Source organism: Escherichia sp. MOD1-EC5950 (genome assembly GCF_002965345.1).
Lineage (GTDB): Bacteria > Pseudomonadota > Gammaproteobacteria > Enterobacterales > Enterobacteriaceae > Escherichia > Escherichia marmotae.
In genome coordinates, this window is record NZ_PTSR01000026.1 from 37,677 (window position 1) to 54,098 (window position 16,422).

A 16,422-nucleotide genomic window follows, 5' to 3' on the forward strand; every position below is an offset into this window, starting at 1 on the left:
AACATCCTTATTTATACAATACTGCCGTTGCGGTTGAGTTATTATCAATTCGCATTGAGGTGACTTTCCATGATGAAGCATCGTATTTTCTGGCAATATCGGCAATGGCATCCTCCAGAACTGTTGGTGAGGCTGATATTGACGAGACGCTGACATGTTTCAGAACTATTTTGTCATCTGCATTGGTGGAAAAAGCCATAACGCCAGATAATAGCGTTGCAAATAAAACAGTTTTTTTAAACATATAAAATACCATCAATGAAGTGATTAAGAAGTTATAGAATAAGCAAAATCTAATAAAATGCTTTTCTCTGAGACGCCAGAATATTTGTCCTGGCGTCTGATTTTTGGGTTATTTGACTAATGAAAATAGATCATTGAGCGATTCGCTCATCGACGGGTGAGTAAAAATCTGATCGCGTAATACGCTATAAGGCAGTCCGGCATCCATCACCATTTTCACTATATTGATCATCTCGTGGGAATCAACACACAGCAGTGATGCCCCTAATATGCGTTGGGTTTTATTATCGACAATCGCTTTTAATACCCCACGGGTATCGTTCATCACTCTGGCGCGCGGAATTGCTGTTACAGGTAATGTTGCCACCTGAATATCCGCGCCGCTTTCCCTGGCCTGCTCTTCCGTTATACCAACCCGGGACAGCGGTGGAGTCATGAATACGGAATAAGGCACATTTTTCCGATCGTCTGTGCTACGTTTGCCTTCTCCCAGTAACTCATCGCGCACGATGCGGAAGTCATCCAGTGAAATATAGGTAAACTGTAGCCCGCCGGTAACATCTCCCATCGCCCAAATATTGTCCGCTGTGGTATGTAATTGCTTGTCAACGACAATTGCTCCGCGCTCGTTTACCGCGACACCGGCATTTCCTGGCTTTAACGAAGCAGCAGCCGGTTGACGGCCGGAAGCTATTAACAATGCATTCACCGCCAGTTGGGCGTGCCCGGTATGCACTTGCACTTTATTTTCATCGTGGCTGATTCGCTCCACATGGGCATTGAGGATAATATCGACGCCCTGTTCGCGTAAAATAGTCGCGATATTATCAGCAATATCCCGATCCTCACGAGGCAAAAACAGAGGTGCGGCTTCGAAAATAGTAACCTTACTGCCAAAATTGGCGAACATAGAGGCGAACTCAACGCCAATATATCCCCCGCCCAAAATACCTAAATGCTCGGGTAATTCCTTCAGATTCAGTAATCCGGTACTGTCATAGACGCCAGGCGTTGTGGTTATTCCGGGAATTGGCGGAATCACGGTTTGCGCACCGGTATTAATAAAAATCTTCTCGCCACTAATCTCCAGATTTCCCTCAGGTCGATGAATGCGCAGAATATGGTTATCGATAAACTCCGCTTGTCCGTCGATCACGTCGATATTGGTCATATCTGCAAGATTATGGAAATTCTTATCGCGTAATAAACTGACGACCTCATCTTTACGCTGCGTGGCACTGGCAAAATCTACGTGCTGTTGTGCATCATGAACCAACGTCTTGGTCGGGATGCAGCCGATATTAATACAAGTCCCGCCATACATTGCGTTCGATTGTTCGATGAGGGCCACACGCCAACCCGCTTTAGCCAGCGTGACGGCTAATGTTTTTCCTGCCTTACCAAAACCAATAATAACTGCCTGATATTTATTCATGATAATTTCCTGTCGAAACGTATTCATTTGACATAATGACTATAGACGTAAAGGCAAAAATAATATTTCTTCACAACGCTTAAAATTTTGTCTTATCGTCTGGTGTTTATTGTTTTTTAATCAGGGTCACAATATGACGATGATGATTAACTAGTTGATGATATTAGATTAATGCTTATATAAGATTGCTGCTGTCTGTAATCAATAACTACTCAGGAGTCTGATATGGATGCCCTTAGCCGTTTGTTGATGCTTAACGCTCCACAAGGAACGATCGATAAAAATTGCGAGTTAGGAAGCGACTGGCAGCTTCCACATGGCGCAGGAGAACTGTCGGTTATTCGTTGGCATGCGCTAACACAAGGTGCGGCGAAACTGGAAATACCGACGGGGCAGACCTTTACGTTACGCTCAGGGAGTGTGGTTCTGTTACCACACAATTCAGCGCATCGCCTGAGTCACGTCGAAAATGAATCGACCTGTATTGTCTGCGGCACTCTTCGACTGCAACGTTCGGCGCGTTATTTTTTAACCTCTTTGCCGGAAGTGCTGGTTTTGGCACCGGAAAGCGACAGTGTGGAATTTCACTGGCTGAGGGAAGCGATTCCTTTTTTACAACAGGAATCCAGATCGGCAATGCCGGGAGCGGATGCACTGTGTAGCCAGGTCTGCGCGACACTATTTACACTCGCGGTACGTGAATGGATTGCACAGGCTAATACAGAGAAAAACATTCTCAGTTTGCTACTGCATCCGCGTCTTGGTGCGGTGATCCAGCAAATGCTGGAAATGCCCGGACACGCCTGGACCGTCGAATCACTGGCCAGCATCGCTCACATGTCCAGGGCAAGTTTTGCCCAACTTTTCCGTGATGTTTCCGGAACTACGCCACTGGCTGTATTAACAAAGTTACGCCTACAAATAGCGGCCCAGATGTTTTCCCGGGAAACGCTCCCCGTTGTGGTGATTGCTGAGTCGGTAGGCTATGCCAGTGAATCATCTTTTCACAAGGCTTTTGTCCGGGAGTTTGCTTGTACTCCGGGAGAATATCGGGAAAGAGTCAGACAACTTCAGGAGGTTATCTTGTAAGCTAAGTATGAATAAGATTACCGGGCATAAAAATAGAGTCTGTCATACTTAGCGTAGTGGAGGAAAACAGCAGGATGTTCTGGAAGATATAAAGAACATCCTGGCATTCTGGAGATAAGATTTCTGTTACTTAGCCTTTATTTGTGTTCTGACAAATATAAAAGCATATTATCGCATAAACCAGAAATAAAAGAGGCCAACTTTTAAGCCAAGTATCGCGATGTAGGCACAGCAATATTTCATGGTGCCAGACATTATTTGATTAGCCTGTCCTTCCATTTTCGTGGCTGAAACGGCAATGGCGATACTTTGTGGCGAAATCATTTTTCCTCCCGTTGCACCGGAGGTATTTGCCGCCGCCAGCCAGTTGGGATCGATATGTAACTTACTGGCTGCAATAGTTTGCAGTTTGCCAAACAAAATATTCGAGTTAGTGTCGCTACCAGTGACGAAAGTACCCAGAGCACCAATGACCGGGGCGAGGAAGACATATGAACTTCCTGTGAGGTCGACAATTGACTGTGCCAGCGTAGAAATAATGCCGCTGAGATCCATAACTGTTGCCATAGCGACAATAGCCATAATTGCAATAATAGAATTTTTAAGTTGGAGCACGGTTTTGACAAAAACTTCCAGCATACCGCGTGCTGAAGCCCCCTGAATAAAACCGCCGAGAATAGTCGCAAAGATAATCAGCATTCCTGGCGTCGTGAGCCATTCGATTTTTAACACCAATGTTCCACCATCGACCAGTGAAAAATGCAGTGCTGAAGCTAACTGAGATGCTGCCGCCTTTATCGTTGGGAATAACGGTGAGCACAGCAGAATAAAGATAAAAATGAACAGGTAAATAGAGCCGACCCGAAACAGCACCTTTACTGAGCGTGGTGCCATTTCACGGGTATGGCTGGCTTCAATACGCCACTCGGGATCTACGTCTCTTTTGCGTAAACGGCTGGCAATTGCGACAGTGAAAAGGCTAACCAGGCTGCCAGCAAAAGCGGGTAATTCGGCACCGAGATGTATGGCAACAAAATACTGCGGAACAAGTGTCGCAATGCCACATAGCAGCGTGATAAGGAATACGCCGCGAATTGCTTTCACACCGCCGCCAATAATACCAATAATGACAAAGGGCAGCAGGAGATTAAAAATCGCCAATTGCAGAATAATTGTGCCACCTAAGGTGTAAACCGACAGGTTAACCTGTTCGGCCAGAATCGAAACCGGAATACCCACTGCCCCAAACGCTGTAGGTACGGTATTAGCAACCAGTGAAGCAATTGCGGCTTTCAGTGGGTTGAATCCCAGCGCGATGAGGATACCGATAGGGATTGCGACCGCTGTACCGTAACCGGCGGCAGCTTCAAGAAAACCACCAAAACACCACGAAATAAGGAGTACCTGGATACGCTTATCTTCGCTAATACTGGCGAGAATATCGCGGAGAATATCCAGCGCTTTGGTTGCCTGCATCACGTTATAACTGAATATCGCGCCGAGGATCACAATCACTATCGGCCATAACCCTTTGAGTGCGCCATAACTCACGGAGGCTTTAAGATTTTGTACTGGCATGTCCCAGAACAGGACAGATAAAACAGCAGTGAATGCCAGTGATATCAGAACTGAATAATGGATAGGCATCTTCAGTTTCAGAATCAGAAATACCATAAGGAGCAAAGGTGAGAGTGCTATAGCAAACATTAAATATCCGTGCATTTCTATTTCCAACTATATTGCTTGACCTTGTTTATATATTTTTCCGAAGAAGGCTATCTCATTGTAAAAATAAAAAATGCAAACTGAATCGCTTCAGTAAAATAAAATTATGGCTGTTGATGATTGTATGTTTATTGTTGATTACTCGACGTATAAAACAATGAGTGTATATTTTCACAGCCCCAAAATGAGTAGCTCAAAATAGGTATTGGAGTTCATGGTTATGAACTTTATTGCCTTCTTAAATCAAATTCATGATCCCGTGTTGATAGTGTGTGTCATTATAAAAATGTGAGCGATGCCGAAAGAAATAAAATTAGTTATTGCATCCCGGAATTGAATGACGGATTATCTGTTTTGTCATACAAATGAGTTTGAAATTGTATTTTGCTACCTGATTAAAAAAGAGCCCCTATTTTTGTTGATGATTGATAACCCATAAGGGGTGGTTGCCATCGGGCATAAACAGAAATGAAGTAATGGAGTATTGGTTGTGAATGTAAATTTCTTTGTTACCTGTATTGGTGATGCACTGAAATCAAGGATGGCACGAGACTCCGTGTTGCTACTGGAAAAACTCGGCTGTCACGTCAATTTCCCGGAGAAACAGGGATGCTGCGGTCAGCCAGCGATCAATAGTGGTTATATCAAAGAAGCGATTCCAGGGATGAAAAATCTGATCGCCGCACTGGAGGAAAACGACGATCCCATTATTTCTCCTGCCGGTTCCTGCACCTATGCCGTAAAAAGTTACCCGACCTATCTGGCTGAGGAGCCTGAATGGGCATTACGTGCCGAAAAGGTCGCTGCGCGTATGCAGGATCTCACCTCTTTTATTGTTAATAAATTAGGGGTAGTTGATGTAGGAGCCAGCTTGCAAGGGAGGGCTGTGTATCACCCGTCTTGCAGTCTGGCCCGTAAGTTGGGGGTGAAGGATGAGCCACTTACGCTCCTGAAAAATGTGCGCGGGCTGGAGTTGTTGCCCTTTGCCGAACAGGACACCTGCTGCGGATTTGGTGGCACATTCTCGGTCAAAATGGCCGAAATATCCGGCGAGATGGTGAAAGAAAAGGTTTCACATCTGATGGAGGTTCGTCCTGAGTATCTCATTGGTGCTGACGTGAGTTGCCTGCTGAACATTAGTGGGCGGTTACAACGGGAAGGGCAGAAAGTCAAAGTGATGCATATTGCTGAAGTGCTGATGAGTCGCTGAGGATATAAAGATGTCGATCAAAACCAGTAATACAGAATTTAAAACACGCATCCGTCAGCAAATTGAAGATCCGATCATGCGCAAAGCGGTGGCAAACGCGCAGCAGCGTATTGGTGCAAATCGGCAAAAAATGGTTGATGAATTAGGGCACTGGGAGGAGTGGCGTGATCGTGCCGCCCAGATTCGTGAGCATGTTCTGAGTAATCTTGACGCTTATCTGTACCAGCTCTCAGAAAAAGTGACGCAAAACGGCGGCCACGTCTATTTCGCAAAAACTAAAGAAGACGCTACCCGCTATATTTTACAGGTCGCCCAACGTAAAAACGCGCGGAAGGTGGTGAAGTCCAAATCAATGGTGACCGAAGAGATTGGTGTCAACCATGTGTTGCAGGATGCGGGCATTCAGGTGATTGAAACTGATTTGGGTGAATATATTCTCCAGTTGGATCAAGATCCGCCATCTCATGTCGTGGTTCCGGCTATCCATAAAGATCGCCACCAGATCCGCCGGGTGCTACATGAATGCCTGGGCTATGACGGCCCGGAAACGCCTGAAGCAATGACCTTATTCATCCGGCAAAAAATCCGCGAAGATTTCCTCAGTGCTGAAATCGGTATTACCGGCTGTAATTTCGCGGTGGCAGAGACGGGTTCGGTATGCCTGGTGACCAATGAAGGCAATGCGCGGATGTGTACCACGTTACCTAAAACGCACATTGCGGTAATGGGGATGGAGCGTATTGCCCCCACTTTTGCCGAGGTTGATGTATTGATTACCATGCTGGCGCGCAGTGCTGTTGGCGCGCGTTTGACGGGATACAACACCTGGCTGACAGGGCCGCGCGAAGCCGGACACGTTGATGGCCCTGAAGAGTTTCATCTGGTTATTGTCGACAACGGGCGCTCTGAGGTGCTGGCCTCTGAATTTCGGGATGTGCTGCGTTGTATTCGCTGCGGGGCCTGTATGAATACTTGTCCGGCATATCGCCATATTGGCGGCCACGGATATGGTTCTATTTACCCAGGGCCAATCGGCGCAGTGATTTCGCCACTGCTTGGCGGCTATAAAGATTTTAAAGATCTCCCCTACGCCTGTTCTTTATGTACAGCCTGTGACAGCGTTTGTCCGGTACGTATTCCTCTGTCGAAACTGATTTTGCGTCATCGTCGGGTGATGGCTGAAAAAGGGATCACAGCAAAAGCAGAGCAACGAGCGATAAAAATGTTCGCTTATGCCAATAGTCATCCGGGATTGTGGAAAGTCGGAATGATGGCAGGCGCTCATGCGGCGAGCTGGTTTATCAATGGCGGCAAAACACCGCTCAGGATTGGCGCGATTAGTGACTGGATGGAAGCACGCGATCTTCCTGAAGCTGACGGCGAGAGTTTCCGTAGCTGGTTTAAGAAACATCAGGCGCAGGAGAAAAAGAATGGATAATCGTAGCGAATTTTTGAACAACATTGCTCAGGCTCTGGGTCGCCCGTTGCGACTCGAACCGCAAGCAGAAGATGTGCCGCTTAACAACTATGCTAACGAGCGGCTTACTGAACTTAATCAGCAGCAGCGCTGTGATGCGTTCATCCAGTTTGCCAGCGATGTCATGTTGACGCGTTGTGAACTGACCAGCGAGGCGCAGGCTGCAGAAGCCGCATTACGCCTGTGTAAAGAGTTGGGAGATCAGTCTGTTGTGATTAGCGGTGACTCGCGACTGGAGGAACTGGGGATCAGCGAACGTTTACAGCAGGAATGCAATGCCATTGTTTGGGACCCGGCGAAAGGTGTAGAGAATATCTCTCAGGCGGAGCAGGCGAAAGTTGGCGTTGTGTATGCTGAATATGGCTTAACAGAGTCGGGAGGCGTGGTACTTTTTTCCGCTGCCGAGCGCGGGCGTTCGTTGAGCCTGCTACCGGAGTCCTCTATTTTTATTCTGCGTAAAAGCACCATCTTGCCGCGAGTGGCACAACTTGCAGAAAAATTGCATCAGAAAGCGCAGGCCGGTGAACGTATGCCATCCTGCATTAACATCATCAGTGGCCCCAGTTCAACAGCGGACATTGAGCTTATCAAAGTCGTTGGAGTTCATGGCCCGGTGAAAGCGGTATACCTGATTATTGAGGATTGCTGAGAGAAATATTGATAGCCATTCTGGTATTCAGTAGCAAGAAAGACAGCGACTATACCGCTATTACCGATTTACACAGTGGGACACAAGTCTGCGCCATGTCCTGTATATGGCGCACTTTCTTATACCTTTAGCGCATCATCACCGTTGTAGATAATCGTGTATCCTCTCGCAGAGGTTATATCTATACAGCGAAGCCATTAGTTTAGACTGATGGTCTGCCAGACAGTGAATAATAAAAACATAAAAAGAAACATTGATGCCCAAAATCACCACCGGGTCGAAACCATTGTTCAATAAGTTTATTCTTATTTGAGGTAATTGTAATTACATATTCGAATTGGGGTCTTATTCATGCAAGGCGTGTGGAGTTAATGCGTCAGAATTATTGTAACTACATGTTAATTAAGGTTTAATTGTCTGTGTATGATATTTTATTGGATGTTTTAAATATTATTCATTCTTAATCTCTTATTAATATTTCAATATAAGCTGAATGGATTCAGCCTTAAAGTTGATGCTATGAAAGTATGTGCATAGTATGAATAATTTGTGTGTTTAAGACACATCTTTACTCATTTTGTAATCGGATGTTGACGCCATGTTCATATCAGTTGGGATATTTTAAGTTGATTTGGATTGTTAAATTCATATAATGCGCCTTCGCTCGTGAATGAAGGTCAGTACTTAGTGGTAAATTATAAATATAGAAATAGTCGAACTACTTCTATAGTACCCCAAATGCGTGACTGAGATTGTTGGCTTTTAATATTAAACTTGCGTTATTATCTACTGAGATTCACTTGTGATTACATTTCTGAGGTATTTAGCGTAAACATTATTGAGCAAACATTAGAGGTAACGATAAACTGATTGATAGTGATGTTTGTTGTTATCGATACGGCATTGTTGATGTTTATGGTTACCCCTTATGCGTGCTCGGGAATCCACCAGTAGTAACTCATACTGAACAGCGATAAAAGATAAAAGGTGTGTTCATGGATTCATGTGATTTTCGTGTTTTTCTGCAAGAGTTCGGTACAACGGTTCATTTGTCATTGCCCGGTAACGTATCCGAGAAAGAGCGACTGCTACTCAAGCTGCTGATGCAGGGGATGTCGGTTACAGAAATATCACAATATAGAAATCGCAGCGCAAAGACAATTTCACATCAAAAGAAACAGCTCTTTGAGAAACTGGGGATCCAAAGCGATATTACTTTCTGGCGCGATATTTTCTTCCAGTACAATCCGGAGATCATATCCGCCAGTGGTAATAACAGTCACAGATATATCTCTGACAACCACTATCACCATATTGTCACACCTGAGGCAATCAGTCTGGCGCTGGAAAACCATGAATTCAAACCGTGGATCCAACCTGTTTTCTGCGCACAGACAGGGGTACTGACTGGCTGTGAAGTGCTGGTTCGCTGGGAGCATCCGCAAACGGGAATTATTCCTCCGGATCAGTTTATTCCTCTGGCGGAATCATCCGGCTTGATTGTGATAATGACCCGTCAGTTGATGAAACAAACCGCGGATATTCTGGCACCAGTAAAACATTTGCTGCCGGATAATTTCCATATTGGTATTAACGTGTCCGCGGGTTGTTTCCTGGCATCCGGGTTTGAAAAGGAGTGTCTGAACCTGGTTAAGAAATTAGGCAACGATAAAATCAAGCTGGTTCTCGAGTTGACGGAACGTAACCCAATTCCGGTAACGCCAGAAGCCAGAGCGATTTTTGACAGCCTGCATCGCCATAACATCACATTTGCTCTGGACGATTTTGGTACTGGTTATGCGACCTATCGTTACTTGCAGGCGTTCCCGGTCGATTTTATTAAGATCGATAAGTCGTTTGTGCAAATGGCCAGTGTGGACGAAATCTCCGGCCATATTGTGGATAATATTGTCGAACTGGCACGTAAGCCTGGTCTTAATATTGTGGCGGAAGGGGTTGAAACTCAGGAGCAGGCGGATTTAATGATCGGCAAAGGCGTTCACTTTTTGCAGGGCTATTTGTTCTCCCCGCCAGTACCGGGTGATAAATTTATCTCTGAATGGGTAATGAAAGCGGGTGGTTGATATAAGCCGCAGTTCAGAGTGCATCGGGAGAGTGCCGGGTATTAATTCTCCCGATGCAGTAAATCCTGATAGATCCTTGTTAATATGCCATTTGGCGCAAATTGTTTTTTAATCCACTGCGTCACCTGACCCGTTGCGGAGTGCTGGGTTGCCAGTAACATGCGCGAATCCTGGCGCGGGTTATGAATTTGGCGGGTAACCAGCAGTGATTGCGCCATCGCTTCGCGAACCATGTAATCCGGCAAAAAACCAATCCCTTCGCCCAGAATCTGGCACTGACATTTGGTGTTGAAATCTGGCACCAGAATCGATTCCTGACCGTGTAGCAACCAGCCCACTTTTTTATTAATCGTATGTGCGGTGTCTTCCACCATGATATTGGGATAGAGACGTAACTGACTTTCAGCGATTGGCTCCGGCATGAAGGCTAACGGATGAGCCGGGGCGATGGCAAAGGCCCAGCGAATCGCACCAATCTCGGTGTAATCAATACCGCCACCGTCCAGTAGCGTATCGGGCGCGCCAATGGCGATATTCGCCTGGTTATTGATAATCGCGTCCCAGACACCGTTATACACTTCGGTGGTGACGGTAATCTGGCAGGTGGGAAATTGCTTTTTCAGTACCTGCAATAAGCGTGCGGTGTGTTTGGGTGTATAAAGTAGCTGATTAATACAAATGCGTACCCGCGCTTCTATGCCTTGCGAAATAGTATCGATACTGCGTTTAATAGCGTGAAAATCATTCAGCAGGTCGGTGGCCTTGCGGAAAAAATAGCGCCCGGATTCCGTTAGCTCAATGCTGCGGGTGTTGCGGGTAAACAGCACCACATCTAACCCCGTTTCCATTCGCTTGATGGTGTAGCTAATGGCGGAAGTCGTTAAACCCAACTCTTCTGCGGCTTTACTGAAGCTGCCAAAACGTGCAGCGGTAGTAAACGCCAGCAGATTTTCTTCGGTAAAAATTGAGTTCATTAAACCATTCCCGCCATTTTCTAATATGAATTTCTCCAGCCATGACTGTAGAGGTATCTATTAAAGATAGATAATCATTTTTGAATAACTTTTAACACCCGCCGCTTTTGGTTGTCGCTTCGCTTAATTTTTGTCCGCTATATTCTGAAATTATCCCCACGCAATTACCCGCCAGAAAACCCAGTAGCGTTACTGTCCAGTTCATCCCGCTGGCAAAAAACAGCGTCATGCCAAGAAATCCACCGGGAATGAATGACAGTAACCAGAAACGCCCTTGCCAGACCACCACCGCCGAGAAGGGAATGGTGGTAATCACGCTTGCCCAGAATCCGGAAAGCCCACTCACAGAGGCCAGCCAGCCGGAAGCCAGTGCAGCGAAAAATGCCCACACCATCCCGGAATAATTGACCGCCAGACTCTTGATAAACCCCGATTTACCGCCGCCTGCGGCATAAAAACTGCAAAAGGCGACGAAGCCTGTTGTTCCTAATAAATCCCATCCTTGAGAAAGCCCGACATGTGAAGACACTAACTGCCAAAGCCCTGCACAAATACCGACGGTAATACCCGTTGCAGTGAGTCCGTTCATCTTGTTCTCCTCTGGTTAGACGTGGACGGAAGCTGTTAATACATATGCAGACTATAGAGAAATAAAACCTGATTGAGTGAAAGGGTATGGGGAGAAAAAGATAAATATTGCACTGGCGCACACTGCTAAAAGATTGTTGAGCATCATTCAACAAAAAGACGGAATACAGCGAATTAAATTTAAGCGGGTTCTTTTGGTTGAGTTTCGTTGCTATTCTCAATTCATCGAAAACAGCCACAAAAACCAGGGGAATGTGAATGAGTATAAAAAATCTACCTGCCGACTATTTATTGGCTGCCCTACAAGGTGATATCGATAAATTAAAAACCTGCCTTGCGCTGGGTGTCGATATTAATACCTGCGATCGCCAGGGGAAAACGGCAATTACGCTGGCAAGTTTATATCAGCAATATGCATGTGTGCAGGCGTTAATTGATGCCGGTGCAGATATTAACAAACAAGATCATATCTGCTTAAATCCTTTTTTAATGAGTTGCCTGAACGATGATTTAACGCTACTACGAATTATTTTACCGGCTAAACCCGATCTTAATTGCGTCACCCGTTTTGGCGGTGTCGGCCTGACGCCAGCCTGTGAAAAAGGCCATTTAAGTATTGTGAAAGAGCTTTTGACGCATACGGATATTAACGTCAACCAGACCAATTATGTTGGCTGGACGCCGCTACTGGAAGCGATTGTGCTTAATGATGGCGGGATTAAACAACAGGCGATAGTCCAGTTATTACTGGAACACGGTGCCAGCCCGCATCTGACGGATAAATATGGCAAAACACCGCTGGAACTGGCGCGGGAACGCGGTTTTGAAGAGATTGCGCAGTTGCTGATTGCCGCAGGCGCATAAACCGGGAGGCTTGCTATCGACACACCAGAAAGACGGTGTGTGTGGGCGCTAACTGCGGATGCGGATTTTCTGGCGCAGCGGGGAGAAGGTCAGGTTGAACAGGTCTTTGCCAGAGCGGTAAACATTGCACTCCCGGCTCACCAACAGTTGCTGACGCTACTTTGTGAAGAGTACGACAATGCGCCAAACAGTTGTCGGTTGGCACTCACTCACTTTGATGGTCTGTTCCGTCATGGCGATAAGGTTCAGTTTGACGATCACGGGATTACGGTTGGTCAACATATTCATATAGATAAGCGTTGTTGCCAGCGTTGGCTGTCTCCAGTACTGCAATTGACCACTGAGAATTTCCACTTTATCGCCTGGCAACAGTGGCACGACATTATTCATCAGCATCTGGGGGAAAATGAAACCCTGTTTAATTATTGCGGTGATAATCCGTTTTATCAGGCGTTAAATAAAGAGTTACAGATTAAAAGACGTCGTGTAATTCAGGCATTAAGCGATAAACAAAATATCGCATCAGCGGTCGCTAACATGATGGGGTTAGGGATTGGTCTGACACCTTCAGCCGATGATTATTTAACAGGTCTGGCGCTTGTTTTATTTATTTACGGACATCCGGCAGAAAAATACAAAGGGGAATTTTATCGCGGCCTGCAATGCGGCAGAAATAACACTACGTTATTAAGTGCCATAACGTTAGAAGCGGCATTGCAACAACGTTGTCGGGAAAATATTCATCATTTTATTTACGACATTATTTATGGCGTCTCTGGGAACTCAACTCAGGCAATAGAAAAGATTAAACATATTGGCTCCAGTTCCGGCTGCGACATGCTGTATGGCATGGCCGATGGTTGTGCGCTGAGCCAAACCTACGGAGGGAATTATGTCAGTTAAAATAGTCATTAAACCGAATACCTATTTTGATTCTGTCTCGCTGATGTCCATCTCCACGCGCGCAAATAAACTCGACGGCGTCGAGCAGGCATTTGTGGCGATGGCGACCGAAATGAACAAAGGCGTGTTGAAAAATTTAGGGCTGCTGACGCCGGAGCTGGAACAGGCCAAAAACGGCGACCTGATGATTGTCATCAACGGCAAACCAGACGCAGACAACGAGCAGTTGCTGGCGGAGATTGAAGAACTGTTCAACAGCAAAGCGCAAAGCGGCTCGCATGAGGCGCGTTACGCCACCCTTGCCAGCGCCAAAAAGCATATCCCGGAAAGTAACCTGGCAGTGATTTCTGTCAATGGCCTGTTTGCCGCGCGCGAAGCGCGTCAGGCGCTGCAAAACGACCTCAACGTGATGCTGTTCTCCGATAACGTCTCAGTTGAAGATGAACTGGCGCTCAAGCAACTCGCTCACGAAAAAGGGCTGTTGATGATGGGGCCGGACTGCGGCACGGCGATTATCAACGGCGCGGCGCTCTGTTTTGGTAACGCCGTGCGTCGCGGCAACATCGGTATTGTTGGTGCATCCGGCACCGGCAGCCAGGAACTGAGCGTCCGTATCCATGAATTTGGCGGCGGCGTTTCGCAACTGATCGGCACCGGTGGGCGCGACCTGAGCGAGAAAATTGGCGGTCTGATGATGCTCGATGCCATCGGAATGCTGGAAAACGATCCGCAAACTGAAATCATCGCGCTGATCTCCAAACCGCCTGCGCCTGCGGTGGCTCGCAAAGTGCTGGAACGTGCGCGCGCCTGCCGCAAGCCGGTGGTGGTTTGCTTCCTCGGTCGTGGTGAAACACCAGTGGATGAGCAGGGGCTACAGTTTGCCCGCGGCAGCAAAGAGGCGGCGCTGAAAGCGGTAATGCTCTCCGGCGTGAAACAAGAACATCTCGACCTGCATACCTTGAACCAGCCGTTGATTGCTGATGTCCGTGCGCGTCTGCAACCACAACAGAAATACATTCGTGGACTGTTCTGCGGCGGCACGCTGTGTGACGAAACCATGTTCGCGGTGATGGAAAAACATGGCGATGTTTATAGCAACATCCAGCCCGATCCGGAATTCCGCCTGCAAGATATCAACCGCAGCATCAAACACACCTTCCTCGACTTTGGCGATGACGACTTCACCAACGGCAAGCCGCACCCGATGATTGACCCGACCAACCGTATCAGTCGCTTGATCGAAGAAGCGCGCGATCCAGAAGTGGCGGTGATCGTGATGGATTTCGTGCTCGGATTTGGATCGCATGAAGATCCGGTCGGCTCCACCCTCGATGCGATCAAAGAAGCGAAAGCGATCGCCGCAGCCGAAGGCCGTGAGTTGATCATTCTCGCCTATGTACTGGGCACCGATCTTGATACGCCATCGTTAGCACAACAAAGCCAGATGCTGCTTGATGCCGGGGTAATTCTGGCCAGCAGCAGCACCAATACCGGATTGCTGGCGCGTGAATTTATCTGCAAAGGGGAGGAAGCCTGATGAGCCAGTCACTGTTTAGCCAACCGTTGAACGTTATTAACGTCGGCATCGCCATGTTTAGCGATGATCTGAAAAAGCAGCATGTAGAAGTGACCCAACTCGACTGGACGCCGCCGGGACAGGGCAATATGCAGGTGGTACAGGCGCTGGACAACATTGCTGATTCGCCGCTGGCGGACAAAATCGCTGCCGCTAACCAGCAGGCGCTGGAGCGCATTACCCAGTCGCATCCGGTGCTGATTGGTTTTGATCAGGCGATTAACGTGGTGCCGGGCATGACGGCGAAAACCATTCTTCACGCCGGGCCGCCGGTTACCTGGGAAAAAATGTGCGGCGCGATGAAAGGTGCGGTCACCGGTGCGCTGGTGTTTGAAGGGCTGGCGAAAGATCTCGATGAGGCGGCTGAACTGGCGGCTTCCGGGGAGATCACTTTCTCGCCGTGCCACGAACACGACTGTGTGGGATCGATGGCGGGCGTTACCTCTGCCTCGATGTTTATGCACATCGTGAAAAACAAAACCTACGGCAACATCGCTTACACCAACATGAGCGAGCAGATGGCGAAGATTTTGCGTATGGGCGCTAACGACCAGAGCGTGATTGACCGCCTCAACTGGATGCGTGATGTGCAGGGGCCAATGCTGCGCGACGCGATGAAAATTATCGGTGAGATCGATCTGCGCTTAATGCTGGCGCAAGCGCTGCATATGGGCGATGAGTGCCATAACCGCAATAACGCCGGGACGACTCTGCTGATTCAGGCGCTGACGCCGGGGATTATTCAGGCAGGTTATTCCGTCGAACAACAGCGCGAAGTGTTTGAGTTTGTCGCCAGCAGCGATTATTTCTCCGGCCCGACGTGGATGGCAATGTGTAAAGCGGCGATGGATGCGGCGCACGGCATTGAATACAGCACCGTAGTGACCACGATGGCGCGTAACGGCGTCGAGTTCGGCCTGCGGGTCAGTGGATTACCGGGGCAATGGTTTACCGGCCCGGCGCAGCAGGTCATCGGGCCGATGTTTGCCGGTTATAAGCCGGAAGATTCGGGGCTGGATATTGGAGACAGTGCTATTACCGAAACTTATGGCATTGGTGGATTTGCTATGGCGACCGCACCTGCAATCGTCGCGCTGGTGGGCGGCACGGTGGAAGAGGCTATCGATTTCTCCCGTCAGATGCGTGAAATCACCCTCGGTGAAAACCCTAACGTCACCATTCCGCTGCTGGGTTTTATGGGCGTGCCATCGGCTATCGACATCACCCGTGTGGGTAGCAGCGGCATTCTGCCGGTGATCAACACCGCCATCGCTCATAAAGATGCAGGCGTCGGCATGATTGGCGCGGGCATTGTGCATCCACCATTCGCCTGCTTCGAGAAAGCCATTCTTGGCTGGTGCGAACGTTACGGCGTTTGACTTACATGTTTATGCCGGATGCGGCGTGAACGCCTTATCCGGCCTACGAGTGGCGCAAGAATCAGTAGGCCTGATAAGACGCGCGAGCGTCGCATCAGGCATTTGTCACCATTGCCGGATGCGGCGAGAACGCCTTATCCGGCCTGCGAATGGCGCAAGAATCTGTAGGCCTGATAAGACGCGCGAGCGTCGCATCAGGCATTTGTCACCATTGCCGGATGCGGCG

The 16,422-nt window shown here is 47.9% G+C and carries 14 protein-coding genes; 9 read left to right on the top strand and 5 right to left on the bottom strand.

The window, feature by feature from the left end:
* Positions 1-7: 7 nt before the first annotated feature.
* Positions 8-244 carry a reactive chlorine resistance periplasmic protein RclB gene (gene rclB / locus BEA93_RS19870; RefSeq protein ID WP_000475158.1) on the bottom strand — a complete coding sequence of 79 codons (237 nt, stop codon included), beginning with the start codon at positions 242-244 and terminating at the stop codon, positions 8-10.
* 108 nt (positions 245-352) lie between these two features.
* Positions 353-1,678 carry a reactive chlorine resistance oxidoreductase RclA gene (gene rclA / locus BEA93_RS19875; RefSeq protein WP_105224956.1) on the bottom strand — a complete coding sequence of 442 codons (1,326 nt, stop codon included), beginning with the start codon at positions 1,676-1,678 and terminating at the stop codon, positions 353-355.
* Positions 1,679-1,903: 225 nt separating this feature from the next.
* On the opposite strand from rclA, the gene rclR reads away from it, so the two are divergent.
* Complete coding sequence (rclR, locus tag BEA93_RS19880) at positions 1,904-2,767, top strand: reactive chlorine-specific transcriptional regulator RclR (protein WP_000339576.1); 864 nt, start codon at positions 1,904-1,906, stop codon at positions 2,765-2,767.
* Positions 2,768-2,935: 168 nt separating this feature from the next.
* Here the strand turns inward: rclR and BEA93_RS19885 are convergent, their stop codons facing one another.
* Complete coding sequence (locus BEA93_RS19885) at positions 2,936-4,489, bottom strand: L-lactate permease (RefSeq protein WP_024191840.1); 1,554 nt, start codon at positions 4,487-4,489, stop codon at positions 2,936-2,938.
* A 493-nt stretch (positions 4,490-4,982) separates the two neighbouring features.
* Between BEA93_RS19885 and BEA93_RS19890 the strand changes: the two genes are divergently transcribed.
* The 4 genes from BEA93_RS19890 to pdeL all read left to right on the top strand — a co-directional run bounded on the left by BEA93_RS19890 (position 4,983) and on the right by pdeL (position 9,912).
* The gene (locus tag BEA93_RS19890; RefSeq protein ID WP_001102096.1) at positions 4,983-5,702 is read left to right on the top strand and encodes a (Fe-S)-binding protein; all 720 of its coding nucleotides are present in this window, start codon (positions 4,983-4,985) and stop codon (positions 5,700-5,702) included.
* 10 nt (positions 5,703-5,712) lie between these two features.
* Complete coding sequence (locus BEA93_RS19895) at positions 5,713-7,140, top strand: LutB/LldF family L-lactate oxidation iron-sulfur protein (RefSeq protein ID WP_105224957.1); 1,428 nt, start codon at positions 5,713-5,715, stop codon at positions 7,138-7,140.
* Entirely contained in the window at positions 7,133-7,828 is a 696-nt protein-coding gene (locus BEA93_RS19900; RefSeq protein WP_000370394.1) for a LutC/YkgG family protein, read from the top strand. The genes BEA93_RS19895 and BEA93_RS19900 overlap by 8 nt, the downstream gene beginning before the upstream one ends.
* Positions 7,829-8,823: 995 nt before the next feature.
* Entirely contained in the window at positions 8,824-9,912 is a 1,089-nt protein-coding gene (gene pdeL / locus BEA93_RS19905; RefSeq protein WP_010377096.1) for a DNA-binding transcriptional activator/c-di-GMP phosphodiesterase PdeL, read from the top strand.
* A 41-nt stretch (positions 9,913-9,953) separates the two neighbouring features.
* Here pdeL and BEA93_RS19910 read toward each other — a convergent pair whose 3' ends face one another.
* The gene (locus BEA93_RS19910) at positions 9,954-10,886 is read right to left on the bottom strand and encodes a LysR substrate-binding domain-containing protein (protein ID WP_001084382.1); all 933 of its coding nucleotides are present in this window, start codon (positions 10,884-10,886) and stop codon (positions 9,954-9,956) included.
* A gap of 91 nt (positions 10,887-10,977) precedes the next feature.
* Complete coding sequence (locus BEA93_RS19915) at positions 10,978-11,475, bottom strand: DUF1097 domain-containing protein (RefSeq protein ID WP_001515819.1); 498 nt, start codon at positions 11,473-11,475, stop codon at positions 10,978-10,980.
* Positions 11,476-11,732: 257 nt separating this feature from the next.
* Between BEA93_RS19915 and BEA93_RS19925 the strand changes: the two genes are divergently transcribed.
* The 4 genes from BEA93_RS19925 to BEA93_RS19940 are packed head-to-tail and all read left to right on the top strand — an operon-like array spanning position 11,733 to position 16,196.
* The gene (locus BEA93_RS19925; RefSeq protein WP_105224958.1) at positions 11,733-12,338 is read left to right on the top strand and encodes an ankyrin repeat domain-containing protein; all 606 of its coding nucleotides are present in this window, start codon (positions 11,733-11,735) and stop codon (positions 12,336-12,338) included.
* A 39-nt stretch (positions 12,339-12,377) separates the two neighbouring features.
* Entirely contained in the window at positions 12,378-13,241 is an 864-nt protein-coding gene (locus tag BEA93_RS19930) for a DUF2877 domain-containing protein (RefSeq protein WP_105224959.1), read from the top strand.
* Entirely contained in the window at positions 13,231-14,778 is a 1,548-nt protein-coding gene (fdrA, locus tag BEA93_RS19935; RefSeq protein ID WP_001515822.1) for an acyl-CoA synthetase FdrA, read from the top strand. The genes BEA93_RS19930 and fdrA overlap by 11 nt, the downstream gene beginning before the upstream one ends.
* The gene (locus tag BEA93_RS19940) at positions 14,778-16,196 is read left to right on the top strand and encodes a DUF1116 domain-containing protein (RefSeq protein WP_000083466.1); all 1,419 of its coding nucleotides are present in this window, start codon (positions 14,778-14,780) and stop codon (positions 16,194-16,196) included. Before fdrA ends, BEA93_RS19940 begins: the two co-directional genes overlap by 1 nt.
* Positions 16,197-16,422: the final 226 nt, after the last annotated feature.